Source organism: Amorphus sp. MBR-141 (assembly GCF_053628695.1).
In genome coordinates, this window is record NZ_JBRJGW010000002.1 from 209,924 (window position 1) to 226,079 (window position 16,156).

The 16,156-nt window shown below is 67.0% G+C and carries 14 protein-coding genes; 3 read left to right on the forward strand and 11 right to left on the reverse strand.

Annotated features, from left to right (window positions below; translation table 11 throughout):
* Positions 1-59 precede the first annotated feature (59 nt).
* Positions 60-704 (reverse strand): DNA-3-methyladenine glycosylase I, encoded by a 645-nt coding sequence (locus tag ACSSVZ_RS03500; RefSeq protein WP_453968329.1) that lies wholly within the window; start codon positions 702-704, stop codon positions 60-62.
* 150 nt (positions 705-854) lie between these two features.
* Here ACSSVZ_RS03500 and ACSSVZ_RS03505 point away from each other — a divergent pair, with 150 nt between their 5' ends.
* Positions 855-1,586, forward strand: coding sequence for a DUF2927 domain-containing protein (locus ACSSVZ_RS03505; RefSeq protein ID WP_453968330.1), 732 nt, complete (start codon positions 855-857; stop codon positions 1,584-1,586).
* 54 nt (positions 1,587-1,640) lie between these two features.
* Here the strand turns inward: ACSSVZ_RS03505 and ACSSVZ_RS03510 are convergent, their stop codons facing one another.
* From ACSSVZ_RS03510 to ACSSVZ_RS03550, 9 genes are all read right to left on the reverse strand, one after another.
* Positions 1,641-2,600 (reverse strand): AEC family transporter, encoded by a 960-nt coding sequence (locus ACSSVZ_RS03510; RefSeq protein ID WP_453968331.1) that lies wholly within the window; start codon positions 2,598-2,600, stop codon positions 1,641-1,643.
* An 83-nt stretch (positions 2,601-2,683) separates the two neighbouring features.
* Complete coding sequence (locus tag ACSSVZ_RS03515) at positions 2,684-3,466, reverse strand: M48 family metallopeptidase (protein WP_453968332.1); 783 nt, start codon at positions 3,464-3,466, stop codon at positions 2,684-2,686.
* 159 nt (positions 3,467-3,625) lie between these two features.
* Positions 3,626-4,072: a DUF2852 domain-containing protein gene (locus tag ACSSVZ_RS03520; protein WP_453968333.1), complete on the reverse strand. Its 447-nt coding sequence runs from the start codon at positions 4,070-4,072 to the stop codon at positions 3,626-3,628.
* Between the two features lie 198 nt (positions 4,073-4,270).
* A complete protein-coding gene (locus ACSSVZ_RS03525) occupies positions 4,271-5,911 on the reverse strand; it encodes an ABC transporter ATP-binding protein (protein ID WP_453968335.1) in 1,641 nt (546 codons plus the stop codon).
* 8 nt (positions 5,912-5,919) lie between these two features.
* Positions 5,920-7,056, reverse strand: a complete 1,137-nt coding sequence (locus ACSSVZ_RS03530) for an ABC transporter permease (protein WP_453968657.1) — start codon at positions 7,054-7,056, stop codon at positions 5,920-5,922.
* A 34-nt stretch (positions 7,057-7,090) separates the two neighbouring features.
* A complete protein-coding gene (locus ACSSVZ_RS03535) occupies positions 7,091-8,245 on the reverse strand; it encodes a microcin C ABC transporter permease YejB (RefSeq protein ID WP_453968336.1) in 1,155 nt (384 codons plus the stop codon).
* A 12-nt stretch (positions 8,246-8,257) separates the two neighbouring features.
* Positions 8,258-10,165, reverse strand: a complete 1,908-nt coding sequence (locus tag ACSSVZ_RS03540) for an extracellular solute-binding protein (RefSeq protein ID WP_453968337.1) — start codon at positions 10,163-10,165, stop codon at positions 8,258-8,260.
* The gene (locus ACSSVZ_RS03545) at positions 10,162-12,012 is read right to left on the reverse strand and encodes an extracellular solute-binding protein (protein ID WP_453968338.1); all 1,851 of its coding nucleotides are present in this window, start codon (positions 12,010-12,012) and stop codon (positions 10,162-10,164) included. Before ACSSVZ_RS03545 ends, ACSSVZ_RS03540 begins: the two co-directional genes overlap by 4 nt.
* 203 nt (positions 12,013-12,215) lie before the next feature.
* The gene (locus tag ACSSVZ_RS03550) at positions 12,216-13,301 is read right to left on the reverse strand and encodes a c-type cytochrome (RefSeq protein ID WP_453968339.1); all 1,086 of its coding nucleotides are present in this window, start codon (positions 13,299-13,301) and stop codon (positions 12,216-12,218) included.
* 189 nt (positions 13,302-13,490) lie between these two features.
* On the opposite strand from ACSSVZ_RS03550, the gene ACSSVZ_RS03555 reads away from it, so the two are divergent.
* Both ACSSVZ_RS03555 and ACSSVZ_RS03560 read left to right on the forward strand, forming a co-directional pair.
* Positions 13,491-14,222 carry a 3-deoxy-manno-octulosonate cytidylyltransferase gene (locus ACSSVZ_RS03555; RefSeq protein WP_453968340.1) on the forward strand — a complete coding sequence of 244 codons (732 nt, stop codon included), beginning with the start codon at positions 13,491-13,493 and terminating at the stop codon, positions 14,220-14,222.
* A gap of 32 nt (positions 14,223-14,254) precedes the next feature.
* On the forward strand, positions 14,255-15,142 hold the full coding sequence (locus ACSSVZ_RS03560; protein ID WP_453968341.1) for a prephenate dehydratase: 888 nt from the start codon (positions 14,255-14,257) through the stop codon (positions 15,140-15,142).
* Positions 15,143-15,182: 40 nt separating this feature from the next.
* Here ACSSVZ_RS03560 and nudC read toward each other — a convergent pair whose 3' ends face one another.
* Positions 15,183-16,133 (reverse strand): NAD(+) diphosphatase, encoded by a 951-nt coding sequence (gene nudC, locus ACSSVZ_RS03565; protein WP_453968342.1) that lies wholly within the window; start codon positions 16,131-16,133, stop codon positions 15,183-15,185.
* Positions 16,134-16,156 lie beyond the last annotated feature (23 nt).

The following is a 16,156-nucleotide window of genomic DNA, read 5'->3' on the forward strand; positions in this document are numbered from 1 at the left end:
CCGGATCACCGGCGTCGCCACCTTTGCGAACCTGACCCGCCTGCTCCGACCAATCGCCCTCAGGCCGTGGGGCGGACGAACGCTGCCCGCTCGGCGGTGACGGCGTCGCGCACGATGCACCCGTCCACGTGGTCGTTGACCAGTCCGACGGATTGCATGAAGGCGTAGAGCGTCGTCGGCCCGACGAAGCTCCAGCCGCGCTTGCGCAACTCCTTCGCCATGGCGCGCGACTGCTCCGTCTCCGCCAGCTTCCGCAGCGTCTCCCAGTCGTGCACCTCCGGACGATCGGTGGGCGACGGCTCGTAGCGCCAGATGAAGGCCGCGAGCGAGCCCTCCGCCTCGACGAAGTCGCAGCAGCGTTGGGCGTTGTTGATGGCGGACTCGATCTTCCGGCGGTGGCGCACGATGCCGCTGTCGAGCAGCAGACGTTCGACGTCGGCCTCGGTGAAGCGGGCCACCTCCTCGAAGTCGAAACCGGCGAACGCGGCCCGGAAATTCTCGCGCTTGCGCAGGATCGTCAGCCACGACAGTCCGGACTGGAAGCCCTCGAGCACGATCTTCTCGAAGAGCCGGCGGTCGTCGGCAACCGGCCGGCCCCACTCCGCATCATGATAGGCCTGATAATCGGGGAGATTGCCCTGCCAGAAGCAGCGTGCGCAGCCGTCTGCGCCTTCGATCAGCCCGTCCCGCCCGAGATCCGTCATGCCCGTCCATCCGACTCAATGATTGCCTGCAGCCGGGATGATAGGGATGCGGCGGCGCCCTGCCCACCCGTTGACGGACGCGGGAGACTTGCGCGCGTCGGCGAACATCTGCGATGGTTTCAGACCATACGTCGCTCGGGGGACCGGCCTGTGCTGGGAAGACGGATCGCGACTGCGCGCACAGCTCTTTCAACGGTGTTGGCCGCCGGCCTCTGCCTGGCCGCGATGACGGCGGTCTCGGCCGCGGGCTCGCCGACGCCCGAGCGCCTGCGGGACGGCTTCTTCAAGGTCGTCTTCGGCCTCGAGTATGGCAGAGGCCATGGCGACTCCCAGCGCGTGAAGAAGTTTTCCGATCCCGTCCGCTTTCACATCATCAACCTGGGGCAACCGGATCGCTCGGCGACGGTGAAGGAGTTCGTTGCGGCGTTGCCGGAAAAGGTCGGTGGCATCCGGTCGCGGCTGGTCAACGACCCCCAATCGGCCAACTTCAGGATTTTCCTGGTCGAGCGGCATGATTTCGCCCAGACCGTCGCCCGGGAACTGCGCGCCGACGCGGTCGCCATGAACGCCCGTTGCCTGGTGGGCGTGCGCACCCGCAACGGACGGATCCTGTCATCGACCGCCGTCATCGTCGTCGACGACCCCTACCTCTTTCAGCGCTGCATGGTGGAGGAGATCCTGCAGGGGCTCGGTCCCATGAACGACAACGCCACCCTGACGGACAGCGTTTTCAACGACTCCTCCCGCCACACGGACTTCACCAGCTTCGATCTGGGGCTGATGCGCATGCTCTACCATCCGGCGATCCGCCCCGGCATGACGGGCAGCGAGGTTCACCAGCTGCTGCCGCAGGTCTTCGTGGATCTCGGCTACTACCGCTGAAGGAGGCCCCGCCCCGTCCTCCGCTCTCCCGTGCGGAAACGGTGGCGCGCGGTCTCAGTGGCCGAGCACCGTCAGCCAGAAGCCCATCATGACCAGCGAGGCGGCCGTCGTCAGCGTGATGGCCGTGGCCGACAGCGCGTGGCCAGTGCCGATCCGGGTGGCGATCAGATAGGCGTTCACCCCGGTCGGGCAGGTCGCCCCGATGGTGGCCACGGCCACATAGAGCGGCGGCATGTGCGCCACGTAGCGGGCGATCAGGTAGACCGTCACCGGCAGGACCACGACCTTGAGGACGGTGATGGCCGCGGCCGGCATGATCGATCCGCGCACGCCATAGCGCTTCAGCGCCATGCCGAGAGCCAGCAGCGCGCACGGGATGGCGATGTCGGCCACGCGGTCGATGAGCACGCGCGGAATTCCCTCCAGCGGAAGGCCGGTGGCGCTGTAGGCGACGCCCGCCAGCGTGCCGATGATGATCGGGTTCTTCAGAAGCGACACGACGACGCGGCGCGCGACGGTCAGCAGGTTGAGGGACGCGTCGTTGAGGCCATCCTGCTGCGCAGCGATCTCGATGTGGATCGCGCTCACCGTCATCATCACCGCCAGGTGGATCGAGACGAGCATCAGGATGATGACCAGTCCCTCCTGACCAAAGGCCTGGTTGATGACCGGAATGCCGAGAAGGACGAGATTGGAGTAACCGGCCGAGATGCCCGCCACCACGCCGGCCCGCGCGTCGCGCTTGAAGATCTTGCGCACCGACAGGGTGGCCAGCGTCCAGACGATGGCCACCCCAGCGAAATAGGTCAGCCAGAACGGCCAGGGCGAGGTATCCGGCCAGCCGGCGGTCCCCAGCGTGCGGAACAGGAGCAGCGGCAGGCTGATGGTGAACACGAACTCGGCCAGCGCATCGCCGATCTGATCACCGATGAGACCGACGGCCACGACGAAATAGCCGATGCCGATGAGACCGAAAACGGGGAGGATGACGCCGAGCAGCGCTTGCGTGGACATGCTGGTTTTCTGCTAGCGCACAAACGCGCCGCTGCGAAGTCCCAGCGTCGGGACCCTCCCCCGACAGAATGGCATGCGTCCGGTCAGCCGCCGGCCTCAGGGCCGGCCTCGCCGCCGATCGAGAACAGCCCCGGCCCTTGCTTGCGCAGCCACCGGCGCGCCTCCGGCGTGCGCGGCGCGAGCTGTTCCGTCAGCCGCCAGAACCGATCGGAATGGTTGTGTTCCACCAGATGCGCGACCTCGTGCGCAGCGACATAGTCGAGCACGAACGCAGGCGCGAAAATCAGCCGCCAGGAGTATGAAAGCGCGCCTTTGCGGGTGCAGGAGCCCCACTGGCTGCGCGTATCGCGCACGCGCACCGACGTCACCTTGCGTCCGGCAGCGGCGGCGTGGCGCAGCGACGCCTCTTCAAGATCGCTGCGCGCCATCCGCTTCAGCCCGTCGGTGACCCGCCGAACGAGATATTTCTCGTGCCCGGTGACGCAGAAGAGCTTCTCGCCATCCTCTTCCTCGATCCACACCGTGCCGCGGCGACCGGGCGTGTGGCGGATGCGATGGTCGACGCCGCGCAGGGGAAAGACGACGCCGTCGGCAAACGCGAGCGGAGGGGCCTGACGTGCGAGCCGTTCGCCCAGCCACCCCGTGTGGCCACGCACGAAGCGGTCGATGACGACGTCCGACATGGTCATTGGCGCCGTGACGACCGGCGCGCCGCCCGAGGGGATGCGCAGCGTGGCCCGGCGCGCGCGGTGCGACCGCTTCACCGCGACGGTGATCGCGCGCCCCTGCAGATCGAGCGCGATTGCGGTGAGGGGCTCAGCCGCCAAGGATCGTTTGTCCGGTTTCAGAAAAAGCCGCTTCAGCATATCCGATTCCTATCCCGCCGCGTCGCCTTCGGCCATCCGTTGCCGCTGATATGTCGGGGGCGGAACAAAAAAACGGGCCGCGCGAAGCGGCCCGCTAGGGGGAGGTCAGGGGCTTGGAAGCCAGGTCTGGAGGGGATCATTCCGTCCCCTCCCGAATTGTCAGGCCCGATAGGGCTCACCCTGCGGTTCGGTGCGGGGCGCAGCGTCCCCGCCGTTGTGGCGGGCCGCCATGAAGCGATCGAACTCCTCCTGATCCTTCGCGCGGCGAAGGTTGTGAAGGAAGTCGTCGAACTCGGAGCGCATCGCGTCGATGCGGCGGCGCTCTTCCTCAAGGCGAGCCAGCTCGCGGTCACGGTACTCGTCGAAGGCGACGTTGCCGGTGCGAGATCCGCCCGCGAAGGCGGCGTCTTTCATCTTTCGCATGCTGCGCATCGAGCATCCCCGAAAATGTCCGCGCGCGTCTTCCGCCACGCGGTGAAAATTGTGACCCCACAGGATGTAGGCGAGCATCGCCAGGCCGAGCGGCCAGAAAACGATGAAGCCCAGAATCATGAGGAAGGTCGTAAGCGGCGTCCACGCCGGGCGAAGAGTCAGAGTGTTGGTCATCGTCCGTTCCATCCAATCCACCGATGACTGGGAGGTGGTGACGCCACGCCACCGCTTCAAGAAAAATCGGACGCATGCCCTCCGAAAGCTTGCCAGCCGGCCGGAGACCTAAATGCACCAAGTTGAACGGCGACGGATGCTTGCGCGCACGTGCCGCACTTGCGCAACCGCGCATCACGTTTCCGACAGGAGCCGCCCCTACTGGGAGACGGAGTCCAGTCCGATCGCCTCGAGCCGGAACGCCGCCGCCATCAGGGCCTTGGTGTAGTCGGTCTGGGGATCGTCGAAGATGCGCTCCGCCGGCCCCGCCTCGACCACCTTGCCGTCGCGCATGACGATCACGTCGTTGGCGAGCGCCCGGACGACCTTCAGGTCGTGGGAGATGAACAGATAGGCCAGGTCGTGGCGCTGCTGCAGTGTCCGCAGGAGGTCGACCACCTGCGCCTGGACGCTCATGTCGAGCGCCGAGGTCGGCTCGTCGAGCATCAGGAACTTAGGTTCGAGCACCAGCGCCCGGGCGATGGCGATGCGCTGGCGCTGGCCGCCGGAGAACTCGTGCGGATAGCGGTGCACCGTCGCCGGATCGAGGTCCACTTCGATCAGGACGTCTGCCACCTTCTGCTCCCGCTCGCGGCCGGAAAGGTGCGGGAAGTGAATCTTAAGGCCTTCCTCGATGATCGCGCCGATCGACATGCGCGGGCTGAGCGACCCGTACGGATCCTGGAAGACGATCTGCATGTCGCGCCGGAGGGGCCGCATTTCCTTCCAGGAGAAGGCGTCGATCTCGGAGCCCAGAAACACGATCCGGCCCTTCGAGGAGATCAGACGAAGCAGCGCGAACCCCAGTGTCGTCTTGCCCGATCCGGATTCGCCCACGACTCCCAGCGTCTGGCCGGAACGGACCTCGATGTCGACCCCGTCGACGGCCTTCACATGGCCGACGGTGCGCCGCAGCAGGCCGCGCTTGATCGGGAACCACACCCTGAGGTCTTTCGCCTCGACGATCGGTGCCGCCGAACGGTCGGTCTTGGTCGGATCGCCCTTCGGTTCCGCCTCCATCAGGTGCCGGGTGTAGGGATGCTGCGGCCGGTCGAGGACCTCCATCACCGGCCCCTCCTCGACGAGTTCGCCCTTGGTCATCACGGCGACCCGGTCGGCGATGCGCCGCACCGTGTTGAGGTCGTGGGTGATGAACAGCATGGCCATCCCGAGCCGCTGCTGCAGCTCCTTCAGGAGTTCCAGGATCTGCGCTGCGACCGTCACGTCGAGGGCGGTCGTCGGCTCGTCGGCGATCAGGAGCTCGGGCTCGTTGGCGAGCGCCATCGCCAGCATCACTCGCTGGCGCTGGCCGCCGGAGAGCTGGTGCGGATAGCTCTTCAGGCGGGTTTCCGGATCGGGAATGCCGACCGCGTGCAGCAGCTCCAGCGTGCGCGCGCGACCGGCGGATTCCGACATGCCCCGGTGAACCCGCAGCACCTCACCCACCTGCCGCCCGACCTCGTGCAGCGGGTTGAGCGAGGTCATCGGCTCCTGGAAGACCATCGCGATGTCGTTGCCGCGCAGGCCCCGCATCTCGCGCTCGGATGCCTTCAGAAGGTCCTTGCCCCGGAACAGGATCTCACCGGAGGGATGGAACGCCGCCGGATAGGGCAAGAGCCGCACCACCGACAGCGCGGTGATCGACTTGCCCGACCCGGACTCGCCGACGATCGCCAGGGTCTCCCCCTTCTTCACCGACAGGGAGACGCCTTTCAGCGCCTCGACGGGCGCGCCCTCTTCCTGGCGGAAGGAGACGGAGAGGTTGTCGATCCTCAGGAGCTCTTGGCTGGTGTCGGTCATCGATCCCCTCACACGAACGTCTTGCGCGGATCGAAGGCGTCGCGCACCGCCTCGCCGATGAAGATCAGCAGCGACAGCATGATCGAGATCACCAGGAAGCCGGTGATGCCGAGCCACGGCGCCTGCAGGTTGTTCTTGCCCTGGGCCAGCAGTTCGCCGAGCGATGGCGAGCCGGGCGGCAGGCCGAAGCCGAGGAAGTCCAGCGAGGTCAGCGTCGTGATCGAGCCGTTCAGGATGAACGGCATGAAGGTGAGCGTCGCCACCATCGCGTTCGGCAGAAGGTGGCGCCACATGATGGTGCGGTTGCCGACGCCGAGCGCCTTCGCCGCCGTCACGTACTCGAAGTTGCGCGCCCGCAGGAATTCCGCGCGCACCACGCCGACCAGCGCCACCCACGAGAACAGCAGGAGGATGCCGAGCAGCACCCAGAAGCTCGGCGCCAGCACCGCGGAGATGATCAGCAGCAGATAGAGCGCCGGGATCGACGTCCAGACCTCGATGAACCGCTGGAAAATCAGGTCGGTCCAGCCGCCGAAGTAGCCCTGGACCGCGCCGGCCGTGACGCCGACGATCGACGACAGGATGGTCAGCACGAGACCGAACAGCACCGAGATCCGGAAGCCATAGATCAGGCGCGCCGCGACGTCGCGGCCCTGGTCGTCGGTGCCGAGCCAATTCCAGTTCCAGCGCGAGCAGTTCGGATCGGCGACGCCGTCGGTATAGGCCTGGCAGCGCTGCTCCTTGTCGAGCATCCAGGTCGGCGGCGAGGGCGCCGGCGTCGGCAGCTCGTTGTTGACCGTGGAATAGGAATAGCGGATCGGCGGCCAGATCATCCAGCCGTTGGCCTCGATCTCGTCCTGGATGAACGGATCGCGGTAGTCGGTCACCGCCAGGAAGCCGCCGAACTTCTCCTCCGGATAGTCCACGAACACCGGCGACAGGATCTCGCCGTTGTAGGAGACGAGCAGCGGCCGGTCGTTGGCGAGGAACTCCGCGCCCAGCGTCAGCACGAACAGGACGAGGAAGATCCACAGCGACCAGAAGCCCCGCTTGTGGCCTTTGAAGTTGCGCCACCGGCGACGGTTGAGCGGCGACAGGGTGATCAGCCCTTTGCCCGTGGACGGCTCGGAGGCGACGGGAGCCACTTCTTCGGCGGAAGGTTCGAGACGGACTTCCACCTCAGACCTCCCGGCTCTCGAAGTCGATGCGCGGATCGACCCACATGTAGGTCACGTCGGTGATCAGGTTCACCACGAGGCCGACGAGCGAGAAGATGTAGAGGGTCGCGAACACCACCGCGTAGTCGCGGTTGATGATGGATTCGAAGCCGAGCAGGCCCAGCCCGTCGAGGGAGAAGATCGTCTCGATCAGCAGCGCGCCGGTGAAGAACGCCGAGATGAAGGCGCCCGGGAAGCCGGCGATGATGATCAGCATGGCGTTGCGGAAGACGTGGCCGTAGAGCACCTGCCGGTCGGTCAGCCCCTTCATGCGGGCCGTCATCACGTACTGCTTGCGGATCTCCTCCAGGAAGGAATTCTTGGTGAGCAGCGTGGTCGTGGCGAACGCCGACAGCGACATGGCGATGATCGGCAGCGTCAGGTGCCAGAAGTAGTCGGGGACGATCACCGTGACGCAGCGCTTCAGGTCGAAGGCGGCGTTCCATGGCGCGCAGGTCGCGCCGCTCATGCCCTCCGATAAAAGCCCTCTCAAGGGGAACCAGTCCCAGAACGAGCCGCCGGCGAACAGCACGATGAGCAGCACGGCGAATAGGAAGCCCGGGATCGCGTAGCCGACGATGACCACCGCCGAGGTCCAGATGTCGAAGCGCGACCCGTCGCGCACCGCCTTGGAGATGCCGAGCGGAATGGAGATCCCGTAGGAGATCAGCGTCATCCACAGCCCGAGCGAGATCGACACCGGCAGCTTCTCGCCGATCAGCTTGAGGACGCCGATGTCGCGGAAATAGCTCTGGCCGAAATCGAAGCGCAGGTAGTTCCACAGCATCAGCCCGAAGCGCTCGACAGGCGGCTTGTCGAAGCCGAACTGCGCCTCCAGCTCCTTGATGAATTCCGGATCGAGGCCCTGCGCGCCACGGTACTTCGAGGTCACGTCGCCGGAACCGGCGCTGGAGGTCCCCGGCTCCGATCCCGAGGCGAAATCCCCGCCGCCGCCGGAAATGCGGGCGGTCGCGGAAACGTCCATGCCCGAGAGCTGGGCGATCACCCGCTCGACGGGCCCTCCAGGGGCGAACTGAACGACGAGGAACGAGATCAGCATGATCCCGAACAGCGTCGGGATGATCAGCAGCAGGCGACGCAGGAGGTAGGATGCCATCGGCGCGCGGCCCTATCCGTTCTTGTTCAAGGCGGCATCGGCGTGCCACCACGTCCCGGCCACCGGGAACCCATAGTGGGGCGGCTTGTCCGGGAACCCGAACTCGTCCCAGTAGGCGACCGTGTGGATCGGCTTGTACCAGTTCGGTACCCAGTAGAAGCCAAGCCTCAATACCCGGTCCAAAGCACGTGCGGCGGTCACCATGTCGGCGCGCGTCGGCGCGTTGATCAGCGCCTCGACGAGGGTGTCGACGGCCGGGTCGGAGATGCCGGCGAGATTGTACGAGCCGTCCGTTTTCGCCGCCTGGGACGTCCAGAAATCGCGCACCGCCTCGCCCGGCGTCGGCGACAGCGAATAGCGCTGGCCGGTCATGTCGAAGTCGAAGCCGCTGCGCCGCGCCTGGTACTGGGCCGGGTCGACGAGCCGGAACGTGAGCTCGATGCCGAGGCGCTCGAGATTGCGAGCATACGGCTGCACGACCCGCTCGAAAGCCGGGCTGTTGTCGAGGAACTCGATGGTGAACGGCACGCCGTTCGCGTCGACGAGGCTGCTGCCCTGCCGCTTCCAGCCCGCGGCCAGCAGCAGGTCGTTCGCCTCGCGCAGGAGCTTGCGGTCGGCGCCGGAGCCGTCGGACACCGGCGGCGTCCATGCCTCGCCGAACACGGCTTCGGGGACCTTGTCCCGAAGCGGCTCCAGCAGCGCAAGTTCCTCGGCACTCGGCATGCCCTCGGCCTTCATCTCGGAGTTCTCGAAGTAGGACGAGGTCCGCTGGTAGGCGCCGTAGAACAGGTTGGTGTTGGTCCACTGGAAGTCGAAGGCCAGATCCAGCGCGCGGCGGGTGCGCGGATCGGCGAACTTCTCCCGGCGCAGGTTGAGGAACCAGCCCTGGGCGCCCGCAGGCAGGTTGTCGGGGAACTCCGCCTTGACGACGCGCCCGTCCTGGACGGCCGGGAAGTTGTACTCAGTCGCCCAGGTCTTGGAGGTGAACTCCTCGCGGTAGTTCAGCGTGCCCTTGGTCAGCGCCTGGAAGGCGATCTGGCGGTCGCGGAAGAACTCCACCCGGACGACGTCGAAATTGCCCTGCCCGCGCGCAACCGGGAGGTCCCTGCCCCACCAGTCCTTCACCCGGTCGTACTCGACGAACCGTCCGGTCTCGAAGCGCCCCACCCGGTAGGCGCCCGACGACAGCGGGATGTCCATCGAGGACCGCTGGAAGTCGTGGGCCTCGTAATAGGCCTTCGACAGGATCGGCATGGTGGCGACGGTCGGCGGCAGGCGGTTGCTGGCCCCCGCCTTCATCACCACCACGACGGTTTGCGGGCTCTCCACCGTGACGCTGTCGGTCCAGCTCAGCACCTGCCGGAGCATTGGGTGGCCCCTGGTGCGCAGGGTCTCCAGCGAGAACGCCACGTCCTCGGCGGTGAGCGGCGAACCATCATGGAACCGCGCCTCGGGCCGCAGGTGGAAGGCGAAGGTCTTCTCGTCGTCGGAGACGGAGACCGATTCGGCGACGAGGCCGTAGACGGCGTCGGGCTCCTCGAGCTGCCGCACCATCAGGGTGTCGAAGCAGGACTCCATCAACGGCGGGGCGTCTCCGGCGAGGATGAAGGTGTTGAACGTGTTGAAGGTCTGGGGGTTCTGGTTGAACCCCCACTGGGACGGCACGAACCGGAAGGCACCGCCCTTCGGCGCGTCCGGGTTCACGTACGGAAAATGCGAGAAGTCGGCGGGCAGCATCAGGTCGCCGAACACCGACAGCCCGTGACGGGGCGCGCCGAGCGCGGCACCGGATGCGGCGCCCGCCTGCTGCGCGAGGGCGCCGCGGACACCGAGGGACCCGAAGGCGGCCCCCGCGAGGCCGAGCGCGCCGAACCGCAGCGCCGCGCGCCGGTTGAAGGAGAGCGAGCGCCGTCGGCTCACTTCTTCGCCCTCGCGATGTCTTCGGCCTTCTGCTTGTCGTACCACCAGGTCATCGGGAATCCGGTGGTGAACTTCGGAAGATCGGTGTGATCGATCCGGTCCCAGTAGACGATGCGGTCGTTCGGGGCGCGGAATTGCGGCACGACGTATTCGTTGTGCAGCAGCACCCGATCCAGCGCCTTGGTGGCAGCGACGAGCGTGTCGCGATCCTCCGCGTAGACGATGCGCTGGATGAGCGCGTCAACGGCCGGGTTCTTGATGCCGACATAGTTCTGCGAACCCTCGCGGTCGGCCGCCTCGGAGCCCCAGTACTCGTTCTGCTCGTTGCCCGGCGACAGGCTCTGTCCCCAGACGAAGATGGCGATATCGAAGTCGCGCGCCCGCACCCTGCGGACGTACTGGGACGAATCGACCGTGCGCAGCGACGCCTGGATGCCGAGCTTCTCCAGATCCTTCTTGTAGGCGAGCGCGCCGCGCTCCGCCCCCGGCGACGACAGCAGGATCTCCACGTCGAGCGGCTGGCCTGTCCTGGTGTTGATGAGCCTGCTGCCCTTGATCTCGTAGCCCGCCTCCTTCAGCAGGCGCGACGCCTCGCGCAGGTTCTTGCGCAGCGCCTGCGGCGATCCGCCGACCGGCAGGTCGTAAGGCTCGGTGAAGACCGTCTGCGGAATCCCCTCGCCGTCGACCTCTTCCTCGACGCTCTTCAGGATCTCCAGTTCCTTGCCCTCCGGCAGGCCGGTGGCCGCCAGGTCGGTGCCGGCGAAATAGGAGTCGATCCGCTCGTTGAGGCCGTAGGACAGGAGCTCGTTGGATGTCTCGAAGTCGTAGGCGAGGTTGAAGGCGCGGCGCACGCGCGGATCCTGGAACTGCGCGCGGCGCAGGTTGAACGCGTAACCCTGCATCCGGCCGGAGCCGACGTCGGGCACCTCGAGCTTCTTCACCCAGCCCTTCTCGATGGCGGGGAAATTGTACTGGGTGGCCCAGCGGTTGGCCGACAGCTCCTGATACCAGTCGTACTCGTCGGCCTTGAACGCCTCGCGCGCGATGTCCTCGTCGCGGTAATATTCGTAGCGGATCTCGTCGAAATTGTTGGTGCCGACGTTCACCGGCAGGTCCTTGCCCCAATAGTCCGGCACCCGCTCGTAGGTGATGGAGCGGCCCGGCACCACCGACTTGATCCGATAGGGACCGGATCCCAGCGGCGGCACGACCGTCGACCCGGCGATGTCGCGGCCTTCGGTCGTCCAGTAGTGCTTCGGCAGGACGATCAGCTGCCCGACGATCTTCGGCAGCTCCCGGTTTCCGGCCTGGTCGAAGGTGAACGTCACCTCGCGCTCGCCGGTCACCTCGGCCGACTTGACGTGCCGGTAGTAGAAGGCCTGGCCGGGATTGTTCTCGGTCAGGACCTGGAACGACCAGACCACGTCCTCAGGCGTCACCGGCTCGCCGTCGTGCCACTTGGCGCCTTCGCGCAAGCGGTACTTCACCCACGAGTGGTCGTCCGGCCACTGGACCGCCTCGGCAAGCAGGCCGTAGTCGGCCGAGATGTCGAGTTCGTCGTAGGACGGCGTCATCAGCGTGTCGTAGACGAAGCCGAGGCCGAGGGCCGGCTCGCCGCGCCGCGGGACGAAATTCAGATTGTCGAAGGAGCCGACGCTGTGCAGGCGGACGGTGCCGCCCTTGGGGGCATTCGGATTGACGTAGTCGAAGTGCTCGAAGCCGTCCTTGTATTTCGGATCGCCCGTGAGGGCGGCGGAGGAATGCCAGACGGGCTCCTGCGCCATGGCCGGCGCTGCAAGCAGCGTGGCGAGGACGGCGGCGAATCCGAGCGAGAGCGTGCGCATCATCGATTGCGGCATCCGGTCAATTGAACACGGCCCCATTCTAGGGAGCCTCGGCGCCCGGCGACACCGCCGACGGCCACTATGACCAAAATTTAATGCCGGGCCCGGGGCCACATGGACGGACGGGGCGGACCGCTCTCGCGATTCCGCCCCGCCGGTTCGGTTCGGTCGGACGGGCGAAGGCGCCCGGCCGTCGTCTCAGGTTGCTACTGGGCGGCGCCCGGCAGCGGCGCGGGGCTGTCGGAAAGCGTCCGCAGATAGGCCACGATCGCCGCGCGATCCTCTTCCTTCTTGACGCCCGCGAAGGCCATCTTGGTACCCGGCACGAGCTTCATCGGCGCCGCCAGGTAGGTATCGAGAAGGTCGTAGGTCCACGTCTTGTCGGCACCGAACTCCTGCATCGCCTTGGAGTAGGAGTAGTCGCCGTGAATGATCGGCTTGTTCACGACATTCCACAGGTTCGGACCGACCTTCGTCGCGCCGCCCTGCTCGAAGGTATGGCAGGCCTGACAGGCCCGCACGCCGCGCTTGCCGTCATCGGGGCTGGCGGCGGCGACCATCTGCACGAAGGAATCGGCGCCGCCAGCGGCCGGAGCGGCTTGGGTGCCGGCATCGGCTGCCGCGGTCTGGGTCGTGCCCTCTGCTGCGGCGTCCTTCTGGGCATCACCCGCAGGGGCGGCCGGAGCCGCCGCACCTTCCGGCGCCGCGTCGGTCGCCGTGCCGGTGTCCGCCGCCGCGGTCTTCTCGACCTCGGGCAGCGCCACCGGGCTGTCGGATAGCGAGCGCAGATAGACGAGCACGTCGGCGCGCTGCTGGTCGTTCTTGATGCCGGCGAAGCTCATCGCCGTGCCCTTCACCGTGCCGCGCGGATTTTCCAGGAACGCGTCGAGGTGCTCGAACGTCCAGGTCTTGTCGGCGCCCCACTCCTTCATGCCGGAGGAGTAGTTGAAGTTCGGATGGCTGAGCACGGCTCCGCCGACCACGTTCCACAGGTTCGGGCCGACCTTGTTGGCGCCGCCCTTGTCGAAGGTGTGGCAGGCCTGGCAGGCGCGCGTCGCGCCCTCGCCGTCGGAAACGCTGGCGCTGGCGAGCAGAACCGGCAGCGGCTCGGCCTGCGGCGCGGCGGGGCTGCTGCCCTCCGGATGCTCCTCATCAGGAATGGCGATGGCGTAACCAGGCTCCTCCGGCGGATGGTTCTCGAAGATCGCATCCGACAGAACCCCGACGGCCATCGCAAAAAGGCACGTCCCGAGTACGGCGCCGGCGACCTTGTTAAATTCGAACGAATCCATCCTTGTCCTCATCCTCGTCGCGGAGGCCCAGGTTCCGGCCGTCATCGCGGAGCGGAAATCGCGTGGACACTACCCGCTATAATAATTCTATGTCCATCCGTATAAAGCGCCGCGCACAAGACACAATCCGTTCGTTGCCGCGCGCTATTGACGCGCCCCGCCCAGCGGGCGGGTCATGAGAGAGGCTCCATGCCGGACCGCACACTCGTCCTCATCCCTGCCCGGCGCAGCGCCACACGCCTCCCGGACAAGCCGCTCGCCATCATCGGCGACGTCCCCATGATCGTCCAGGTTTGGCGACGGGCGCATGAAGCCGACATAGGGCGCGTCGTCGTCGCCTGCGACGATCTGGAGATCGCGGCGGCGGTGCGCGACGCCGGCGGCGAGGCGGTAATGACGGCCGCCGACCACCCCTCCGGATCCGACCGCATCCACGAGGCGCTGTGCCGGCTCGACCCGGATGGGTCGGTGGCCACCGTGGTCAATGTCCAGGGCGACCTGCCGACCATCGAACCCGCGACGATCCGCGCGGCGCTCGATCCGCTGACCGATCCCGCCGTCGACATCGCGACGCTGGCCGCCGTCATCACGGTGGAGGAGGAGCGCACCAACCCGAACGTCGTGAAGGTGGTGGGCAGCCCGGTCTCGGAGCGCCGGCTGCGCGCGCTCTACTTCACCCGCGCCACCGCGCCCCACGGCGACGGGCCGCTTTATCACCACATCGGCCTCTACGCGTTTCGGCGTCAGGCCCTCACACGATTCGTGAGCCTGCCGCCGTCGGTTCTGGAGCAGCGCGAGCGACTCGAACAACTGCGTGCCCTGGAGGCCGGCATGCGTATCGATGTGGCGATAGTTGACGCCGTGCCGCTGGGGGTCGATACCCCCGCCGATCTCGAAAGGGCCCGCGCGCTCCTTTCCTGACTCCGATTCCGGCGCGCCGATCGAATGAGAGCATGACCCAGTCCGACCGCCCGCGCATCGTGTTCCAGGGGGAGCCCGGTGCGAACTCCCACATCGCCACCCACACCGTCTTTCCCGAGGGCGAGGCCATTCCGTGCCACACCTTCGAGGACTGCTTCGTGGCGCTGAAGGCGGGCACGGCGGACCTGGGCATGATCCCGATCGAGAACTCCCAGAACGGGCGCGTGGCCGACATTCACCATTTGCTGCCGGGCTCGGGCCTGCACATCATCGGCGAGTACTTCCAGCCGATCCATCACCAGCTCATGGCGCTGCCCGGCACCAAGCTCACCGACATCAAGACCGTGCAGAGCCACGTCCAGGCGCTCGGCCAGTGCCGCAAGGTCCTGCAGGAGCACGGCTATCGCGCCGTCGTGGGCGCCGACACCGCCGGTTCGGCGCGCCAGATTGCCGAGGCCGGCGACCCGTCGGTCGCCGCCCTCGCCTCGCGGCTGGCCGCCGAGATCTACGGCCTGGAGATCCTGCTGGAAGACGTCGAGGACGCGTCCCACAACACCACGCGCTTCGTGATCCTGTCACCCGAGGAGAAGTGGGCGCCGCGCGACGGCCCCGTCGTCACCTCGGTCATCTACCGGGTGCGCAACGTGCCGGCCTCGCTCTACAAGGCGCTCGGCGGGTTCGCGACCAACGGGGTCAACCTGACCAAGCTGGAATCCTACCAGCTCGAAGGCGAGTTCTTCGCCAGTCAGTTCTATGCCGAGGTCGAGGGCCATCCGGAGGATCCGAACGTCGCGCTGGCGTTCGAGGAACTGGCCTTCTTCTCCACCGAGCTGCACATCATGGGCGTCTATCCGGCCGCCGAGTTCCGCGCGAACATCCGTGAGCCGGAGGAAAACCGGGCGCTTCGTCCGCGCCGGTGAGGCCGCAGGGGAAGCCGGGACGGCGCCTGGGCGTCCATCCTCACATCACCCCGCCGTCCGCATAGGCCTTGATGAGATGATGGGCGATCGCCATCGCCGGCGGCACCATCAGCCCGTCGGGATGGGTGCGCGCCAGCATGGCGGCGAGCTCCTTGCGCTCGAACCAGCGCACGTCCTCCAGCTCCTCGACCTCGCGCACCAGATCGAAGCTCGTCGCCTGGGCGAAGCAGCCGATCATCAGGCTGGACGGGAACGGCCACGGCTGGCTGGCATGGTAGGCGACGGCGCCGGTGCGGATGCCGGCTTCCTCGAAGAGTTCGCGGCGCACCGCATCCTCCAGCGTCTCGCCCGGTTCGACGAAGCCAGCGAGACAGGAAAAGACCCCGGGCGCGAATCGGTACTGGCGGCCGAGCACGCAACGGTCGCCGTCGATCGCCAGCATGATGACGACCGGATCGGTGCGCGGAAAATGCTGGGTTCCGCAAGAGGGGCAATCGCGCCGGTAGCCGCCCTGTGTGGGCCGGGTCGGCTGGCCGCAGTTGGCACAGAAGCCGTGACGCTCATGCCAGGACACGAGGCTGCGCGCCTGGGCGATCGCGCCGAGATCGTGCTGGGCCAGCCGTCCCTCCACCGCGAGCGAGCGGAGGTCGCTCGCCCAGAAGGACGATGCCTCGTCGTCCATCGCGACACGGACTCGCGCGGCAAGACGCGGTGCGCCATCGTCGAAGCCGAGCAGCACAGCGCTCTCGAGGTCCGCATCGAGGGCGATGGCGGTGTCGCGGTCGTGCAGCGCCACGGGCGCCTCCGCGGCACCTGCAAGCACCGCCTGGTCACCACTGAAGAGATAGAAGCCTGCCTCGGCTCGCCGGCCGATGTCAGCCGCCGACAGCCCCGTCCGCGCCTCGGCGATGCGGTCGAGGCGGTTGCCGGCAAATCCTGTCCGGTCGGAGGCGTCGATCGCGGGGAAGTTCGGAAACGACGTACGACCCATCTCACCCACACCGGCCTGACAAA